This window comes from Hymenobacter lucidus, from assembly GCF_020447265.1.
GTDB lineage: Bacteria > Bacteroidota > Bacteroidia > Cytophagales > Hymenobacteraceae > Hymenobacter > Hymenobacter lucidus.
In genome coordinates this window covers 354,949-371,274 of record NZ_JAJADR010000002.1, presented here as the reverse complement: position 1 = coordinate 371,274, position 16,326 = coordinate 354,949, and the positions used below count along the sequence as shown (strand labels likewise).

Below are 16,326 nucleotides of genomic sequence, written 5' to 3'. Positions count from 1 at the left end.
CACAGCACAGCCGGCCCCGGGAGTGGCTAGCCTTCAGACACCAAAGCCGCGCAAATAGTGTCGTGGAGCGGGGCCCATAAGCGTGAAGCACAACACTACCCCCGACCTGCTACGTAAGCCTAGGCTACAACTTGCCTGTTTCCCATGAAAGCCATTTACTTCGAACACTACGGCCCGGCCGAGGTGCTGCACTACGGCGAGCAGCCCACGCCCACGCCCCACGCCGACCAGATTCTGGTGCGCGTGCAGGCCAGCAGCGTCAATCCCGTCGACTGGAAAGTGCGGGCCGGCAACATGAAGCTGCTCACGGGCCAGAGCTTCCCCAAGATTCCGGGCCGCGACGTGGCCGGCACGGTAGCCGCCGTGGGCGAAAACGTGACACGCTTCCAGCCCGGCGACCGGGTCTATGGCATGCCCGACGGGGTGGGCGGGGCCAATGCCGAGTATGCCGTGCTGCCCCACGAGGCAGCGGCCTTTATTCCGGAAAAGCTGAGCTTCGCAGAAGCGGCAGCTGTGCCGCTCGGGGCCCTCACGGCCCTGCAGGCCCTGCGCGACAAGGGCCAGCTGCTCTCCGGCGACCGGGTCCTGATTAATGGGGCCTCGGGCGGGGTGGGCACATTTGCCGTGCAGCTGGCCAAGGCCCTCGGCGCGGGCGAGGTTACTGGCGTGTGCGGCCCCGACAATGCCGAGCTGGTGCGCAGCCTCGGCGCCGACCGGGTCCTGAACCACCACGACCAGGATTTCACCCAGGAGGCCAGCCGCTACGACCTCATTTTTGATGCCGTGGCTAAAAGCAGCTACTTGGCCAGCAAAAACGCCCTGCGCCGCAATGGCCGCTACGTAACCACCGCGCCCGAGCCCAAAGACGTGGCCGCCGGCGCCCTGGTGTCGGTGTTTTCCACCAAGAAGATGAGCATGTTGCTGGCTTCCAACAGGGGCACCGACATGGCCTTGATTTCGGCCTGGCTGCAGGCCGGCACCCTACGCCCCATCATCGACAAAACCTTTCCGCTGGCTGAAACCGCCGAAGCCCACCGCTACAGCGAGGCCGGCCGCGCCGCCGGTAAAATCGTGCTGACGGTGGAGTAAGAGAAGTTTTTCACAGCGCTGCCAGGGTTTCAGGAGCCCTGAAAGCAGATGACCGGAATAAAGCGAAGGTACACAAATGCAACTTAGTTGCATTTGTGTACCTTCGCTTTTGCTTTACCGCTGCTGCCCATGCCCAGGCGGCACAGCTGGCCCAAAAGACTGGACCCTGGCGACCTGCTCATTCCTTCTACTACTCATTAGTATCCGCGCAACTCATGGAAAACATAACTCAAACCGAGGTCTTGATTATTGGCGGCAGCTACGCCGGACTAGCCGCGGCTATGTCGCTGGGTCGGGCGCTGCGGCGTGTGGTAGTGCTGGATAGCGGCCAGCCCTGCAACCGCCAGACGCCGCACGCCCACAACTTCCTGACTCAGGACGGCGAAACCCCCGCCGCTATCCGGGAGCGGGGCCGCGCCCAGGTGCTGGCCTATCCCACGGTTACGTTTGTGGCGGAGCAGGCCGTGGCCGCCACCCGGCAGCCCACCGGCTTTGCCGTAACCACGGCGGCGGGCCACACCATTACGGCCCGCAAGCTCATTTTTGCCACGGGTGTGCGCGACCTGCTGCCCGCGCTGCCGGGCTTTGCCGAGTGCTGGGGTATTTCGGTGCTGCATTGCCCGTATTGCCACGGCTACGAAGTGCACGGGCAGCCGCTGGGCGTGCTGGGCAACGGCGAAATAGGCTTCGAGTTTGCCCGCCTCATTCGTCACTGGACGCCGCAGCTGACGCTCTTCACCAATGGCCCCGCCACCCTCACGGCCGAGCACACCCGGCAATTGCGAGCGGCCGGCATTAGGGTAGAAGAAGGCGAAATAACCCAGCTGGTGCACGAAAGCGGGCAGTTGCAACACCTCCGGCTGCGCGAGGGCCGCTCCATTGAACGCACCGCCCTGTTTGCCCGCGTGCCCTTCGAGCAGTCCAGTCCGCTGCCGGCCGCGCTGGGCTGCGCCCTCACCGAGCTGGGCCACCTGCAGGTAGATGAGATGCAGAAAACCAGCGTGGCGGGCATTTACGCGGCCGGCGACGCTACCACCCCCATGCGGGCCGTGGCAGCAGCCGTAGCGGCCGGCTCGAAAGCAGGAGCCATGCTGAACCACGAGCTGATTGCCGAGCGGGTGTGGTAAGGCCCCATAGCCTTGCCGGACGTGCAAAACCCCTTTCTCGTACCAACGGGAAAGAGGTTTTTGGTAAAAGGTAGTGTCGTACTGCGCAGAGGACGGATTGCTTCGTCGTCTCTCCTCGCAATGACACATTCAGCACATTCCCCGCATTAGCACCTGAGCACATTCAACCACATTAGCACATTAACTCAACTCGCTTCAGGCTTGGAAAAGGCAATCAGGATGGCGCCGCCGGCCATGAGGGCGGCACCCAGCAGCAGCTGCCAGGTTACTTTCTCCTTGAGAAACACCACGGCCAGCAGGATGGAAAAGACCAGGGAAATTTTGTCGAACGAGGACGTCTGGGAGGCCTGGCCCAGCTTCAGGGCCTGAAACGAGAGCAGCGACGAGACGCAGGTGATGATGCCCGCCGCCACCAAAAAGCCCCAGGTGCGGGCCTCGATGCCGGCCACGGTGGGCAAATGGCCCTGCCACGCCACCACGCCCCAGGCCACGATGATAATCAGGACCGACTGCACGGCAAAGGCCACGCTGGGCTCCACGTTCTTGATACCAACTTTCGATAGGGTAACGACTACAGCGGCCGACAGCGCGGCCAGCAACGAAAAGACAATCCACATAAAGAGCAGCCCGGAAGTGAAAAGAGTAAAACGATTCTCAGCTGTACGAGACGCGGGCCGGTGGCGGATAGTAGTTTATGATGGCAATACGGCTATATTTCCGTCCCGGCCCCGCGCCCGGAGTCCGGTTATCTATCCATTTTCTTTTATCCTTCTTTTATGTCCAAGTACAAATCCCGCTTTGCTAATTTCTTTCTGAACCTGCGCCTCAACCGCGCCGAGTTTGGCGAAATGGCCGGCTTCACGCTCCAGGCCCTGCGCCAAAGCCCCGAGGCGGCTACCACCTACAAACCCGTTATTCAGGATCTGGATGCGGCCCTGAGCGCCTACACCGCCGCCCACAGCGGGCAGCTTTCGGGCGAGGCCCAGGGTGCTACCATCACGGCGGCCCAGGCGCTGCTCGATTTCAAAGCCTACGTGAAGCGCGTGGAGCGCAAGCACGTCAATCCCAGTTTCGACGAGGGCTCGGCCGACCTCAAAGCCATTTTTCCTCAGGGCCGCGCCGCCCTCACGGGGAGCAGCCAGGAAAAGGCACTCGCCGCTTTCAGTGCCTTCCTCACGGCCCTCGATGCCCGCCCCGAAACCTTCCCGGCCGCCATTCGCACCGAGGGCCAGCAGGTATACCAACGCCTGAAAGCCGCCCTGGAGCAGGCCGACGGCGCCCAATCGGCCAACTCGGCCCAGCGCACCGACCTCCACGACGGCCGCGAAGCCACCGCCCGCCAGCTGTTCCGGGCCTACGCCCAGCTGCTGCTCAGCTACTACGAGCAGCCCCAGCGCGTAGCCGCCCACTTCGATCTGAGCAAGGCGCTCATTTCGAAAGCAGGTAAGAAAACACCCAAGACGCTACAGAACCTGCACCAATAAGTGCCAGGAAGCCTTTTAATAACAAAAAGCCCGTGGTACGCGCGTACCACGGGCTTTTTGCTGCCAAAATGGGCATAGTACGCGCGTACCACGACCTCCACTGCCCCAAATGCAGCGTGGTACGCGCGTACCACGGGCTTTTTGCTGTCAAAACGGACACGGTACGCGCGTACCACGGGCTTCGCGCCGTTGGGGTGGGCATGGTACGCGCGTACTGTCGGCTTTCGGGGAACGGGGAGGTGTTGGTACGCACGTACCGTGGGTTATGGGCGGGTGCGCAGCAACTCGGTGGGGTAGAGGTACTCCAGCTCTACGCCGTCGGACTCTAGGGTTACCGCCATGCTGGCGGCCGACAGGTAAACATACCGGGCCCTAAAATCAGGTAGTTTTACGCATAGGGCGGGGCGGCGCAGGCGTGATATTTGGGGGCCGCTGGTGGTGTAGTCCGGCGGGCTGTTCTATCCTTCACGCTTCCTGTTTTCCTCTGCGCTATGCCAACTCCTACCCCCGCCGCCCCGGCCACCGCCGACCTGTCGTACATTGACCCCGCCCTGACCCTGCTGCTGGCCGCGGCCTCGCTGGCGGCCTACAACGATTTCAGCACCGGCACCTTTGCCACGCCGGCGGGCTACCGGTTCCTGGCCCGCTTTCAGGGCTGGGATGGGGTTATCGGCTCCCTCGGCACCGCCGAAAAGTACGGCCTGATCTTTCAGTCGACAGCGCCTGGTACCAACCAGCTGCTCATTGCCTTCCGGGGCACCTCTTCGCACCTGGATATCTTCGAAGACGCCTTCCTCGACAAGCGGGCATTTGTGCCCGCCGCCAACGCCGCCCAGGTTCCCGCCTCGGTGCTGGTGGAGGCCGGCTTCTACGAGGTGTACTCCCTGGCCGGCACCATGCCCCAGTCGATGCAGCAGACGCTATTTGAGCTGCTCGATTCCCTCAAGCCCACCGAACTGCTCGTGACGGGCCACAGTCTGGGGGCCGCCCTGAGCCAGCTGTTTTCCCTCGACGTGGCCGTGTCGCGGCCCGGCCTCAAGGTCACCAACCTCAACTTTGCCAGTCCCCGCGTGGGCGACGCCGCCTGGGGCCAGCTCTGCGACACGCTGGGGGTAAGCGCCACCATTACCCGCGTCATCAACTACCACGATGCCGTGCCCGACTACCCGCTGGCAGACCTGGGCTACGTGTCGGTGGGGGCGCAGTTCCAGACGGCTTTCCGCGCCTACCATCTGCTGGAGGAGAATCCGCTGTCGAACCACAGCCTGGCCAACCTGCAAACCGTGCTGACCCATGCCCTGGCCCTCACGCCCCAGGTGTGGGCCGATGGCACCTTCACCGATGCCGAGTTTGGTATCTGGATGCAGAGCCTGGCCGTGCCGGCCCTAAGCCGGGGCGAGCTACTGGCCCGCCTGCAGGAAGTGTACGCCCTGGCCCACCCCGCGCCCCATGTGGCCCTGCCCACCCAGGTGCGCCGCGCCACCAACGGGCAGGTAGTGCCCCGTACGGCCGCGCCGGTTGGGTAGTATTCCGCATTTCGGGCCAGTCAGCACGATGTAGAGACGCATACTTGCGTCTCTACACCGTTGCTGATGTTACGGTGCTAATCCGTCGTTCAACGAGGAGACGCAAGTATGCGTCTCTACATGGTTCTGGCCATTTGCCCGCCAAGTAGCTGAGGCAGAAACGTTGCCGGTCCGGCCTGGCCCCTTTTGGGCGGGGCCGGACTTTTTTGCGCCGGCGGCAGGGCAGAAGCCCACCCTACAAACGACCTTTTCCCGGCGTATCTTTGTTGATTCCCTGCCGGCTCCGGCCAGCGAAATCAGCGTTAACCTCAGCGAGAATCTGTGATTGTTTGTATTGCCGAAAAGCCCAGCGTGGCCCGTGAAATTGCTCATGTACTGGGCGCCAGCCGCAAAATGGACGGCTACTTCGAGGGCAACGGCTACCAGGTAACCTGGACGTTCGGGCACTTCTGCCAGCTGCGTGAGCCCGAAGACTACCGCCCCGAGTGGAAGCGCTGGAGCATCCACGACTTGCCCATGATGCCCGAGCAATTTGGTATCAAGCTCATGCGCCGCGACGACGGGGTAGTGCGGCAGTTTACGGTCATCAAAAACCTGCTGGCCGCCGCCGATGAGGTCGTCAACTGCGGCGACGCCGGGCAGGAAGGGGAGGTGATTCAGCGCTGGGTGCTGATGGAAGCCAAGTACCGCAAGCCCTTCAAGCGCCTCTGGATTTCGTCGCTCACCGAGGAGGCCATCCGCCAGGGCTTCGCCAACCTGCGCGAGGGCTCGGAGTTCGACAACCTCTACCAGGCCGGCAAAAGCCGCGCCGCCGGTGACTGGCTCTTGGGCCTGAATGCCACGCGCTTATTCACCCTGAAATACGCCGCCGGCCAGAAGCAGGTGCTCAGCATCGGACGGGTGCAGACGCCCACGCTGGCCCTGCTGGTGGACCGCTACCACGAAATCCAGAACTTCCGGCCCGAGCCCTACTGGGTGCTGCGCACCGAGTACCGGGGCACGATGTTCAGCCACATTGCCCCGCTCAAGAAAGGTAAGGAAGACGACGAGCCCGACGAAAAAGCCCGCCTGAAGGCCCGCGGCTATTTTGTAAGCCAGGAAGAGGCCGATGCCGCCATGGCCGCCGTGAAAGACGCGCCCCTGACCGTGACGGGCGTCGAAATCAAGAAAGCCCTGGAGTCGCCGCCCTCGTTGTTTGATTTGACCTCGTTGCAGGTGCAGTGCAACAACCAGCTGGGTCTTTCGGCCGAGGATACGCTCAAAACGGTGCAGGCGCTCTACGAGAAGAAAGTGGTGAGCTACCCGCGCGTCGATACCACGTTTCTGCCCGACGACCAATACCCCAAAATAGCCGGCATCATGCAGGGGCTGGGCGCGTATCATAGCCTGACCCAGCCACTGCTGGCCGCCAAAATTAAGAAGAGCACCAAGGTCTTCAACAACAACAAAGTAACAGACCACCACGCCATCATTCCCACTGGGGCCAGCGCCGGTGGCCTGGGCGGCACCGAGCACAGCGTGTACGACATCATCGTGCGCCGCTTTCTGGCCGCGTTTTACCCCGACTGCGAGGTAAGCAACACCACCGTCACGGCCGAGGCCGCCGGGCATCCGTTCCGGGTGCGGGGCCGGCAGATTCTCAACCCCGGCTGGCGCATCGTGTATGGCGACCCGGCCGCCCAGCAGGCGCCCAGCACCGCCAAGCCCGGCGAGGGCGACGACGACGTGGTGAGCACCGTGCTGCCCTCGTTTGAGAAAGGCGAGAGTGGCCCCCACAAGCCCCGCCTCGACCAGAAAGTAACCCAGCCCCCGCGCGACTACACCGAGGCCATGCTGCTGCGGGGCATGGAAACGGCTGGCCGCAACATCGACGACGAGGAAATGCGGCAGGCCATGAAGGAAAACGGTATCGGGAGGCCTTCTACCCGCGCCGCCATCATCGAAACCTTGTTTAAGCGCGGCTACATCCGGCGGGAGAAAAAGCGCATCCTGCCCACGCACACCGGCGTCGAGCTGATTGGCCTGATCCGGAACCCCACGCTGAAGTCGGCCGAGCTGACGGGGCAGTGGGAGCGGAAGCTGCGCCAGATAGAAAGCGGCAACCTCGACTCGGGTTTGTTTCTGGATGAGCTGAAAATGCTGGTGCGTGAGATGGTGCAGGAAGTAAAGCAGGATGGTTCGCGCCGCTCCATTTCGGTGCCCGGTACCCTGATTTCGGGTGCCACGCCTGCCGCTTCGCTGCCCGTGAAGCCCGTGGCAGCCACGCCGGCCGTACCCGGCAGCCTCGGCGCGTGTCCGGCCTGCAAAGCGGGTCATATTCTGAAGGGCAAAACGGCATTTGGCTGCTCCCGCTTCCGGGAGAATTGCCAGTTCCGACTCCCGGCACAGTTTGAGGGCAAGAACCTGACCGACAAGCAGGCTTCGGCACTGCTGGCCAAGGGCCGCACGCCGGTTATCAAGGGCTACCTCGACGAGCTGGGCAACAAGTTCGACGCCGCCGTGCGCCTCACGCCCCAGCACGCGCTGGAGTTGGTGCGGGCCGCCGAAAGCAAGCCCACCACGGCTGCCGACCCCGGCCAGATTCCGTGCCCGGTGTGCAAGCTGGGCACCATGCTGCGCGGCAAAAGCGCCTGGGGCTGCTCCCGCTTCCGCGAAGACTGCCAGTTCCGGGCCCCTTTCGAGTGGGGCGGCAAAACCCTGACCGAAACCCAGATGAACCAGCTGCTGCGCAAAGGCAAAACGGGCGTCATCCGCGGCTTCGTGTCGGCGAAAACCGGCAACCGCTACGAGGCGGCCCTGCAGGTAGGCACGGAAGGACGGATTGAGCCGGTGTTTGATAACGGGTAATGAATAAGACTATAAGTGTCCGTCTGGTTATAGTTGCTGGTTGCTTTCTGATGAGCAGGGCGCATGGCCAAGCTATGCCAAGTAAAATAGACGTTGCCGCAACGGATGCCGAGGTGCAAGCCTTGGTTAATTCCGTTAATGAATACTACAAAACATTCACGGTTAGCTCTGCTTTGGTTTTTGAGGATAAGCGGGTGAGTAAGCAGTATCGCAAAGCGGGCGTAAAAGCATGGGCTAAGGCTGACTTCGACGGAAATGGCTATACCGATTTAATAGTAATTGGCCTCCATCACAAGCGTAGCAAAGTGCTATGTGTTCTAGATTCGGGCAACAATCAATTTTATGTTGAGCCATTTTCACGGCAGTTTCGTCGAGTAGCAGCAGTTCCTGAAATCAGCCTTGTAGGCTCTATGCCATTGCTGTCATATTACGATTTTGGCAAACCAGATTACAATGATAAGCGCTTAAAAGGTCGTCAGAACTTCGTTCTTACTCATCGGTTTGGCGGATTTATTGAGTATAATGCAAAACCACAGATTTATAATATCGAGAATATTGAGTATGAATCGTATTCTGTCTATCATACTTCAAGGCGAATAATCTTAAGTGTCGATTCGCTACGAAACGCAACTCATTCCTTTGAGGAATATAATATTTTAGATAAGGCTAATAAAGTATTTGAAAAGAGGCAGACAACGATTAATATCCAGGACTATCAGCAATTAGTCGGTCTGCTCAACTACCTGAATTTTCCAGTAATTAAGGAGAGCTATGAAATGTCTATTAACCATGTTCCGCATGGCTACTTGACTATTACCTACGATGGTGGAAAAGTTAAAAGAATAAGTGACGAAGGGCAGCAAGGAACCTTTGGTTTGCAGCAGGTATATGTGCTGCTACATAAGCTGCGGCGTACCCAGTCATGGCAATTGATGCGTTAGAAATACTGGGCGCAACAACTTAACCTCTCCAATGGCCAAGAAACCACCGAAACCCCAGCCGCTGCCGCCACCCCCGGCTACGCCCGCTGCGTTGTTCAAGGCGCGCTTTCCGGGCTACGTGGTAGGGCTGCTGCCGATGCTGGGCATGCTGCTGCTGTTTCGCCAAACGGTGCCGCAGTGGGTGGCGCTACTCCTTACCACGGGCGGGCTGTACCTGTCCATTCTACTACAGCAGGCCGCCCGCAAACGGGTGCCCTACGACTTCCGTAACCCGGGCGAATGGCTGGCGCTGGGCATCTACGCCGCGCTAGTCGGAGCCTTTGTGTTGGGTATGCAATATTGGTAATGCTGGCAATCAACTCCGCTTGTCATGACTCCCCAACTCGGTAAATTCCTCGTGGCCGCCGGCTTGCTCCTCGTGGCCCTCGGTGCTTTTCTCTGGCTGGGCGGTGGCAGTCTGCTGGGCTGGTTTGGCCGCCTGCCCGGCGACATCCGCATCGAGCGGCCCGGCTTCCGGCTCTACGCCCCGCTGGCGTCGATGCTGCTGGTGAGCATCGTGCTGAGCTTGCTGCTCTGGCTGTGGCGGCGGCTAGGCTGAGGCAAATACCGGCTAATGGCGGGCACTAAGGCGGTATTGCAGCCGGAACAGGGCCTGCCGGTGCCGGCCAAAATTGGTGGCGGCGTAGGGTTCGAGCCACAAGCCGGTAGTGCCCAGCGGGAAGCTCGCACTCAGAAAGCCCATTGTCGAGCCCGTGTTGTGGTCCGATAAAGCTACGCCGCCCAGCACGGAGTGGTTCCAGTCGGAGCCCAGGCCCGAGCCGAGCGCAAAGCGACTGGTGAGGTTGCCCATTGCCAGCGGCCCGGTGCCCACATCAATCTGCCCGAACAGGCTACGCCGCACGCCAATCCAGAGCTTCACATCGGGCATGAAACTTACCGTGCGCAGATTAAGTGTCGCGTCTTTAGGTGCGGAATGGCCCAACTCGCCTACATGAAACCCCAGCCGCAGTCCGTAGCCAAACCCGCCGGGGCGGACCCGGTCCCGCTCCAGGTAGGGGTTGAAATCGAGCAGCAGGTGGCGCTGGCCGTCACTGGGGCTGGCCGTCGGGAAAGGGGCACCGGGTGTGAGGGGCTGCACGTTTACGTATTCGCGGCCAGCCCACACGCCCATGCCGTAGGTGGTGCGGCCGGGCCGGCGGCTGGGCTTGGTGTAGGCCACCTCGCCGCCCACGGCCTGGTAGCCGTGGTAGTAGCCTGCCCGTACAGGCTGTGGGGTAGAGCCGCTCGAGCAGCCGCCACTGCTCGCGTAGGTTACGTCCTCATCATAGCTGCCCGCCACGATGCCCGGGGTGAAGGAAAAATAAGTTCCCGACCGGGCCGAGTCGGCGGGTATCTGGCTGGTGAGCACCAGCACTATGCCGGCCAAGCAGAGCGGCAACACGGCGCGGTGTGGGTGGGCGGCGTGAGTCGTGAGGCCCAGCAGCAGCGCGTCCCCTTCCAGGGCCAGCACCGTCAGTAGGATGCCTTTTATCACTAGCACCTCGGGCCTGGTGAGGGCGTAGGGCCCCAGCCAGGCCGTGAGGGCCAGCAGCGCGGCCACGGCCAGCAGGTTGCGCACGGGGTTCTGCCCGGGAATGGTTTCGGTCTGCTGCGGGGTGCGGTCTGTGCGGGCCACCAGCCACGCCCACCAGCCCAGCGCCACTGGGGCCAGCACCAGCAGGGCCCACTGCACCTGCTTGAGTAGCAGGCCCCCGTGCAGCCGCAAAGCCGCGCCCACCTGCTCGCCGGCGGGGTCGCGCCAGAACTCGATGAAAAACCGGCCCGTGAGCAGCAGCCCCAGGTGAAGCAGGCGCCGGCTGCCGCCGGGCCAGGCGCGGTGCTGATTCAGCAGCAATACGGCCCCTACAGCCCCGGCCAGCAGCAAGGAGTAGAGCTGGGTAGGGTGAATGGGTAACGACTGCGCGGCCCCCACGGGAAGCAGGCCGCGGGAAGCCTGCCACATATAAGGCAGCGTGCCGGGCGGGTAGGTGATGCCCCAGCTGCCGGTAGTCAGCTCGCCGAAACAGCAGCCGGTAAGGGTGCAGCCCACGCACTGCACCATCAGGGCGGCGCACATAGGCAGCGTGAAGGCGTCGAATACGTGCCAGCTAAACCCGAACGGCCGGCGCAGGAGCAGCAGTGTAAGGGTGCCGGCCAGCGCCCCGCCCAGCACCGTGCGGGCTCCAGAACTGGGCCAGTGGCCGGTGTGCAGCAGCACCTGCCACTCGGCGGGGGAAAAGGCCAGCAGCTTGGTGCCCAGAATAAAGGTGAGCGTAGTACAGGCCAGCAGCACCAGCCAGGTGCGCATGGGGTAGCCGCGCCGGTGACCTTCCCACACCAGCAGCAGTAGATTCAGCACGAAGGCCAGCACATAGCACAACGTGTAGAAATCGTAGCCGGAACCGGCCGGTACGGCCCAGTACCACGCTGATAGGAGTAGAGGAGGGACCATAACTGCTGGAATAACCGGTAGGGCGGGCGCGCCAGAGCCAGGGAGCAGGTTGCGGGGCCGCCTAGCTAATATACACTATTTGGGCCTCAGTAACCAGCTGGGAATAGGCACGGCATTTCGAGCATTCTGCGAATAAAGCAGCGCCGAAGCATCTCTACTTCACTGGTAATCAGAGCCAGAGCAACGAAACTGTGGAGATGCCTCGACGCCACTGCGTTACGCTCAGCATAACGGGTTGGCTCGGCAACAGCAGCACGCGAGATGTCTCACGCTGTTCGACAGGACGTTCCAGTACTTACTGGCTACACCGGCACGCTCGGCGGGGCGGCCTTGGCCTCATCATATTGCACGATATTCTCGACCATGCCTTTGAAAATAACCGCGTGAAAGGGCACCAGGGAGTACCAATAGAGGCGGCCGGCCAGGCCCCGAGGCCGGAAGGCGGCCAGCTGCTCCAGGGTGTGGGTACCGTCGGCGTTGTCGAGAATGCGGAATTGTAGCCAGGCTTCGCCGGGGAGCTTCATTTCGGCGTAGAGCAGCAGCCGGCGGCCGGCGCGGTCGGCCACGAGCACGCGCCAGAAGTCGAGCGGGTCGCCGGGGCGCAGACTGGTGGGCGAGCGGCGGCCCCGGCGCAAACCCACGCCGCCCACGGCCTTGTCCATAAGCCCCCGGATGCGCCAGAGCCAGTCGACTTTATACCAGCCTCGTTGCCCGCCGATGCTCCAGATATTCTGCAATACTTCCTCGGGGGAGCGGCTGAAGCGTAGCTCCTGCCGGTCGGTGAGCATGCCGTGCTGCGGAATCTGCACGAAATCCATGTAGTTCTTTTCTATCACCCCGCTACTCACCGCGTCGCTCCAGCTGCTGATAACCTCGTTTTGCTCGATGCGGGTGAAAGCCAGGGCCAGGGCTTCGCGGTAACTCATGCACTGGTGGGGCAGTACCTGGGTAATGCTGCGTTTGAGGGCCACTACTGTGTCGTTGCGCAGGCTTTCCACCAAGCTCTGGGCCAATGAAAACGTGGTGCGTGTGACCAGAAAGAGCCACCACGACGACAGCCGCGGCGTGAGCACCGGCACCGTGACGATGTAGCGCCGGTAGCCCCGCTCGGCGGCTAGGCCCAGCAGCATTTCCTTGTAGGTCAGCACGTCGGGCCCGCCGATGTCAAAGGTTTCGCCCATACAATCGGGGTGGAGCAGCACGGCGGTGAGGTAGTGCATCACGTCGCGGATGCCGATGGGCTGGCAACGCGAGTTAAGCCAGCGCGGGGTAATCATGAGCGGCAGCTTCTCGACCAGGTCCCGGATAATCTCGAACGAAGCCGAGCCCGAGCCGATGATGATGCTGGCCCGTAGCACCGTAACGGCCGCGCGCTGGGCTTTGCGCAGCACCTTTTCCACGGCCTTGCGGGAGCGAAGGTGGGCCGACAGGTTCCGGTCGTTGGCAATACCGCTGAGGTAAATCACCTGCCGGGCAGTGGTGTGGTCGAGGTAGTCGGTGAAGTGGCGGGCCGACAGCTGCTCGGCCCGGAAGAAATCCTGGTCGTGGCCGCTCATGGAGTGCACCAGGTAGTAAGCCGCCTCAATGTCGCGGGGCAGGCTCTGCAGGGTTTCGGGTTGCAGCAGGTCGCCGGCGCACACCGTTACCTGAGCGCGCAGCCACTCGGGCAGCTCGAAGCGGCGCGGGTCGCGCACGAGGCACACTACCTCGTGGCCGGCTTCCACCAGCAGCGGCAGCAGGCGGCGGCCAATGTAGCCGTTGGCACCAGTGAGCAGGATTTTCATAGGGCAGGGCGGGGCTACGGGCGTGATACTGCTAAGTACAACCACTGGTGCCGGGTTTGGTTGCGGGGTAGCCACAGCGGGGCTTTCTGGCTACCTTCGTGGCTCTTTCTGGTTTATTCTCCTTCAGTATGCCCGCTTCTTTTTCCGCCCGTACCTGGCTTTGGTTGTTTGTACTGGCCCTGGGCGCGGGCCTGCTGCTGGTGCTGGGCAGCTGGGGCGTACTGGAAAGCAGCGAAGCCCGCTACGCCGAAATCGGCCGCGAAATGCTGGCCTCCGGCGACTGGCTGCACCCGCGGCTGCTGGGTATTCAGCACTTCCACAAACCCCCGGTTACGTATTGGCTCACGGCGGCCGGCCTGGCGCTGGCCGGCCCCACGGCGGTGGGAGCCCGGCTGTTGGCCGTGCTGGCCGTGCTGGCGCAGGTGGTGCTGGTGTATGGGCTGGGCAAGCTGCTTTTTGAGCAGGATAAGCGCTTTGCCCTGGCCGGCGCTATGCTCTACGGCACGCTGCCCGTGGTGCTCATTTCGGCCCTGAACCTCACCACGGATGCCTACCTGATGACCCTGGAGCTGGTGGCAGCCTACAGTATTCTGCGCTACCTACACGGGGGGGGCTGGCGCTGGTTCTATTTGTTCTGGCTGGGGCTGGGCCTGGCTTTTCTCACCAAAGGCCCGGTGGGCGCGGTGCTACCGCTGATGGTGGTCGTGGGGCATTATTTCCGCCAACGCCAGCCCCGGCGGCCTTTCACCTGGCATCACGCGGCGGGCGTGGTGTTGCTGCTAGTCATCGGGCTGAGCTGGTATGTATACCTGGCGGCTGAAAACCGGGAGTTCCTGGATTATTTTCTGCGCAAGCAAACGGCCGACCGGTTTGCCAATGCCGATGCCTTTAAGCGGGCCAAGCCGTGGTGGTTTTACCTGGTGCTGGTGCCCGTGGGCAGTTTGCCGTGGGTGGTGGCCCTGCTCACGCAGCTGGTGCGCACGCGCTGGGCCGAGGTGCCGCAGCAGTGGCGCAACGTGCTGGTGTTCTGGGTGCTGGTGCCGCTGGTGTTTTTCTCTTTGGCCAAATCTAAGCTGCTGCTTTACCTGCTGCCCATTTTTCCCGGCCTGGCGCTGCTCACGGTGTACTACCTGGGCCGGCTGACTGATGCCGTGCTTTACCGCTGGTACGTGGCCATGAGCGGGGTGCTGGGTTTGCTGCTGGCGGGCCTGTGCATGCTGCCGGCGCTGAGTGGCGCGCTGGGAATACCGCTGGAAATTACGCCCCTCACGTCTTTGTGGCCCGCCGCCGGTATCGTGGCGCTGGTGCTCCAGCAGCTGCTCTGGAACCAGGTGCGCGTGGCCCCGCGCCTGCTGGCTCTTACGGTCGTTTTTGCCCTCACGCTGCTGCTCACGGCCAAATCGGTGCTGCACCAGAACCAGCTGGCGGCCGGCAGCACGCGCCCTGTGGCCGCGTGGCTGCGCGCCCAGGGCCTCGACCAGCGCCGGGTGCTGGTCTACGACGAGCTGCTGCCGTCCCTGGCTTTTGAGCTCAATACCATGCCCGTCACGCTCGTGCACGACAACGACGATTTGAAGCGTGAAACCCAGTTTGAGGCCGACAGCAGCTGGCAAAAAGTGCTGGTAAACGTGAACGACTCTACCCAGCAGCGCTACCTGAAAAGCCTGCTGGCCCAGCACCCGGTATTGATTTCCAAAGGCGAGCTGGAAGATTTCCGGGCCTGGATGCTGCCCTACTTCCCGTTGCAGGAGCACCTCGGCCCCTGGGTTATCTACTATAGCGGCTGGCAGTAGGGTAGTGGGTGGTAATAAAAAAGAACGTCATTCCTCGGCTTCGCTCGGAATGACGTTCTTTTAGGCAAAAGCCCAGGACCTACCCCACGTACACCGCTTCGGCCTTTTCGCGCAGGTTATAATTCGACGCCATAACCTCGCCGTATGCGCCGGCCGAGCGAATCACGACCAGGTCGCCGCGACGGGTTTCGGGCAGGGCCACTTCGCGGCCAAAGGTGTCGGACGACTCGCAGATGGGCCCCACCACGTCGTAGAGCTGCTTGGAGCCGGTGCTGGTTAAGTTCTGAATCTGGTGGTAGCTGCCGTAGAGGGCCGGGCGGATCAGCTCGGTCATGCCCGCGTCGAGGATGGCGAAACTGGTTTGCTGACTGCGCTTTACGTAGAGTACCTTGCTCACCAAGGCCCCGCACTGGGCCACGATGGAGCGGCCCAGCTCGACGTGTACCTGCTGGCCGGGGCGGCGCACCAGGTGCTGCTCAAACATCCGGAAATAGGCCTCAAAATCGGGAATGGCCTGCGTGTCGGGGTTGTGGTAGTCGATGCCCAGGCCGCCGCCCAGGTTGAGGTGAGGCAGCTGGTGGCCCCGGCTTTCGAGCCAGGTTTGCACCTCGTTCAGCTTGCGGCTCAGCTCCCCGAATACGCTCAGGTTGGTAATCTGGGAGCCGATGTGGGTGTGCAGTCCTACCAATTCCAGCTGAGGCAGCGTAGCCAGTAAGTCCAGCACGGCGGCCAAATCGTTCAGGCCAATGCCGAACTTGTTGGCATCCAGACCCGTGGTGATGTAGTGGTGGGTGTGCGCGTCCACGTTGGGGTTGATGCGCAGCGCCACCCGCGTGCGGCGGCCCTGGGCGGCGGCCAGTTCGTTGAGCACCACCAGCTCCTCCACCGATTCGGCGTTGAAGCACCAGATATCGGCGGCCAGCGCCAGGTTTATTTCCGCATCCGACTTGCCCACGCCGGCAAAAACCACATCCTGGGGCGCAAAACCCGTATCAAGGGCGCGTTGCACCTCGGGGCCGCTTACGCAGTCGGCGCCCAGGCCGTGTTGGCGGATGCGTTCCAACAGGGGCGCGTTGGCATTGGCTTTCAGGGCGTAATGCACGTGAATGTCGCGCGGGCGGGCAGCCTGCTGCACAGCGGCCAAAGTACGGTCCAGCAAAGCCAGATCGTAAAGGTAAAAGGGCGTTGGCCGGGACGCGGCATCGGCCGGAAGGGAAAAGCTCATGTAGGGGGTACTAAATAAC

13 protein-coding genes are annotated in these 16,326 nt (G+C 62.3%); 9 read left to right on the top strand and 4 right to left on the bottom strand.

Translation table 11 applies throughout. The annotated features are described in order from the left end of the window. The first annotated feature begins 144 nt into the window (after nucleotides 1-144). Together LGH74_RS08315 and LGH74_RS08310 are read left to right on the top strand one after the other, a co-directional pair. Entirely contained in the window at nucleotides 145-1,089 is a 945-nt protein-coding gene (locus LGH74_RS08315) for an NAD(P)-dependent alcohol dehydrogenase (RefSeq protein ID WP_226174474.1), read from the top strand. 215 nt (nucleotides 1,090-1,304) lie between these two features. Further along, nucleotides 1,305-2,216 carry an NAD(P)/FAD-dependent oxidoreductase gene (locus LGH74_RS08310; RefSeq protein ID WP_226174472.1) on the top strand — a complete coding sequence of 304 codons (912 nt, stop codon included), beginning with the start codon at nucleotides 1,305-1,307 and terminating at the stop codon, nucleotides 2,214-2,216. Between the two features lie 185 nt (nucleotides 2,217-2,401). On the opposite strand, the gene LGH74_RS08305 is transcribed toward LGH74_RS08310, so the two are convergent. Continuing rightward, nucleotides 2,402-2,833 (bottom strand): EamA family transporter, encoded by a 432-nt coding sequence (locus tag LGH74_RS08305; RefSeq protein ID WP_226174470.1) that lies wholly within the window; start codon nucleotides 2,831-2,833, stop codon nucleotides 2,402-2,404. Nucleotides 2,834-2,992: 159 nt separating this feature from the next. On the opposite strand from LGH74_RS08305, the gene LGH74_RS08300 reads away from it, so the two are divergent. The 6 genes from LGH74_RS08300 to LGH74_RS08275 all read left to right on the top strand — a co-directional run bounded on the left by LGH74_RS08300 (nucleotide 2,993) and on the right by LGH74_RS08275 (nucleotide 9,612). Beyond that, on the top strand, nucleotides 2,993-3,700 hold the full coding sequence (locus tag LGH74_RS08300) for a hypothetical protein (protein ID WP_226174462.1): 708 nt from the start codon (nucleotides 2,993-2,995) through the stop codon (nucleotides 3,698-3,700). Between the two features lie 491 nt (nucleotides 3,701-4,191). Continuing rightward, nucleotides 4,192-5,226 carry a lipase family protein gene (locus tag LGH74_RS08295; protein WP_226174461.1) on the top strand — a complete coding sequence of 345 codons (1,035 nt, stop codon included), beginning with the start codon at nucleotides 4,192-4,194 and terminating at the stop codon, nucleotides 5,224-5,226. A 321-nt stretch (nucleotides 5,227-5,547) separates the two neighbouring features. Then, the gene (locus LGH74_RS08290) at nucleotides 5,548-8,073 is read left to right on the top strand and encodes a type IA DNA topoisomerase (RefSeq protein WP_226174459.1); all 2,526 of its coding nucleotides are present in this window, start codon (nucleotides 5,548-5,550) and stop codon (nucleotides 8,071-8,073) included. Next, complete coding sequence (locus LGH74_RS08285; protein ID WP_226174457.1) at nucleotides 8,073-9,014, top strand: DUF6438 domain-containing protein; 942 nt, start codon at nucleotides 8,073-8,075, stop codon at nucleotides 9,012-9,014. The genes LGH74_RS08290 and LGH74_RS08285 overlap by 1 nt, the downstream gene beginning before the upstream one ends. Nucleotides 9,015-9,045: 31 nt before the next feature. After that, complete coding sequence (locus tag LGH74_RS08280; RefSeq protein WP_226174455.1) at nucleotides 9,046-9,360, top strand: hypothetical protein; 315 nt, start codon at nucleotides 9,046-9,048, stop codon at nucleotides 9,358-9,360. A 24-nt stretch (nucleotides 9,361-9,384) separates the two neighbouring features. Next, entirely contained in the window at nucleotides 9,385-9,612 is a 228-nt protein-coding gene (locus tag LGH74_RS08275; protein WP_226174454.1) for a DUF2905 domain-containing protein, read from the top strand. A 12-nt stretch (nucleotides 9,613-9,624) separates the two neighbouring features. Here the strand turns inward: LGH74_RS08275 and LGH74_RS08270 are convergent, their stop codons facing one another. Both LGH74_RS08270 and LGH74_RS08265 read right to left on the bottom strand, forming a co-directional pair. Continuing rightward, on the bottom strand, nucleotides 9,625-11,505 hold the full coding sequence (locus tag LGH74_RS08270) for a prolipoprotein diacylglyceryl transferase family protein (RefSeq protein WP_226174452.1): 1,881 nt from the start codon (nucleotides 11,503-11,505) through the stop codon (nucleotides 9,625-9,627). 302 nt (nucleotides 11,506-11,807) lie between these two features. Then, a complete protein-coding gene (locus LGH74_RS08265) occupies nucleotides 11,808-13,289 on the bottom strand; it encodes an SDR family oxidoreductase (protein ID WP_226174443.1) in 1,482 nt (493 codons plus the stop codon). 128 nt (nucleotides 13,290-13,417) lie between these two features. Between LGH74_RS08265 and LGH74_RS08260 the strand changes: the two genes are divergently transcribed. Beyond that, complete coding sequence (locus tag LGH74_RS08260; protein WP_226174441.1) at nucleotides 13,418-15,082, top strand: ArnT family glycosyltransferase; 1,665 nt, start codon at nucleotides 13,418-13,420, stop codon at nucleotides 15,080-15,082. Between the two features lie 79 nt (nucleotides 15,083-15,161). Here LGH74_RS08260 and lysA read toward each other — a convergent pair whose 3' ends face one another. Continuing rightward, nucleotides 15,162-16,307 carry a diaminopimelate decarboxylase gene (gene lysA, locus LGH74_RS08255; RefSeq protein ID WP_226174439.1) on the bottom strand — a complete coding sequence of 382 codons (1,146 nt, stop codon included), beginning with the start codon at nucleotides 16,305-16,307 and terminating at the stop codon, nucleotides 15,162-15,164. Between the last annotated feature and the right edge of the window lie 19 nt (nucleotides 16,308-16,326).

Excerpts from the sequence above, each read along its gene's own strand:
- LGH74_RS08265 (WP_226174443.1), bottom strand. The coding sequence starts at position 13,289 with ATGAAAATCCTGCTCACTGGTGCCAACGGCTACATTGGCCGCCGCCTG.
- LGH74_RS08300 (WP_226174462.1), top strand. The coding sequence starts at position 2,993 with ATGTCCAAGTACAAATCCCGCTTTGCTAATTTCTTTCTGAACCTGCGC.
- LGH74_RS08295 (WP_226174461.1), top strand. The coding sequence starts at position 4,192 with ATGCCAACTCCTACCCCCGCCGCCCCGGCCACCGCCGACCTGTCGTAC.
- LGH74_RS08310 (WP_226174472.1), top strand. The coding sequence starts at position 1,305 with ATGGAAAACATAACTCAAACCGAGGTCTTGATTATTGGCGGCAGCTAC.
- LGH74_RS08280 (WP_226174455.1), top strand. The coding sequence starts at position 9,046 with ATGGCCAAGAAACCACCGAAACCCCAGCCGCTGCCGCCACCCCCGGCT.
- lysA (WP_226174439.1), bottom strand. The coding sequence starts at position 16,307 with ATGAGCTTTTCCCTTCCGGCCGATGCCGCGTCCCGGCCAACGCCCTTT.
- LGH74_RS08260 (WP_226174441.1), top strand. The coding sequence starts at position 13,418 with ATGCCCGCTTCTTTTTCCGCCCGTACCTGGCTTTGGTTGTTTGTACTG.
- LGH74_RS08305 (WP_226174470.1), bottom strand. The coding sequence starts at position 2,833 with ATGTGGATTGTCTTTTCGTTGCTGGCCGCGCTGTCGGCCGCTGTAGTC.
- LGH74_RS08270 (WP_226174452.1), bottom strand. The coding sequence starts at position 11,505 with ATGGTCCCTCCTCTACTCCTATCAGCGTGGTACTGGGCCGTACCGGCC.
- LGH74_RS08285 (WP_226174457.1), top strand. The coding sequence starts at position 8,073 with ATGAATAAGACTATAAGTGTCCGTCTGGTTATAGTTGCTGGTTGCTTT.
- LGH74_RS08275 (WP_226174454.1), top strand. The coding sequence starts at position 9,385 with ATGACTCCCCAACTCGGTAAATTCCTCGTGGCCGCCGGCTTGCTCCTC.
- LGH74_RS08315 (WP_226174474.1), top strand. The coding sequence starts at position 145 with ATGAAAGCCATTTACTTCGAACACTACGGCCCGGCCGAGGTGCTGCAC.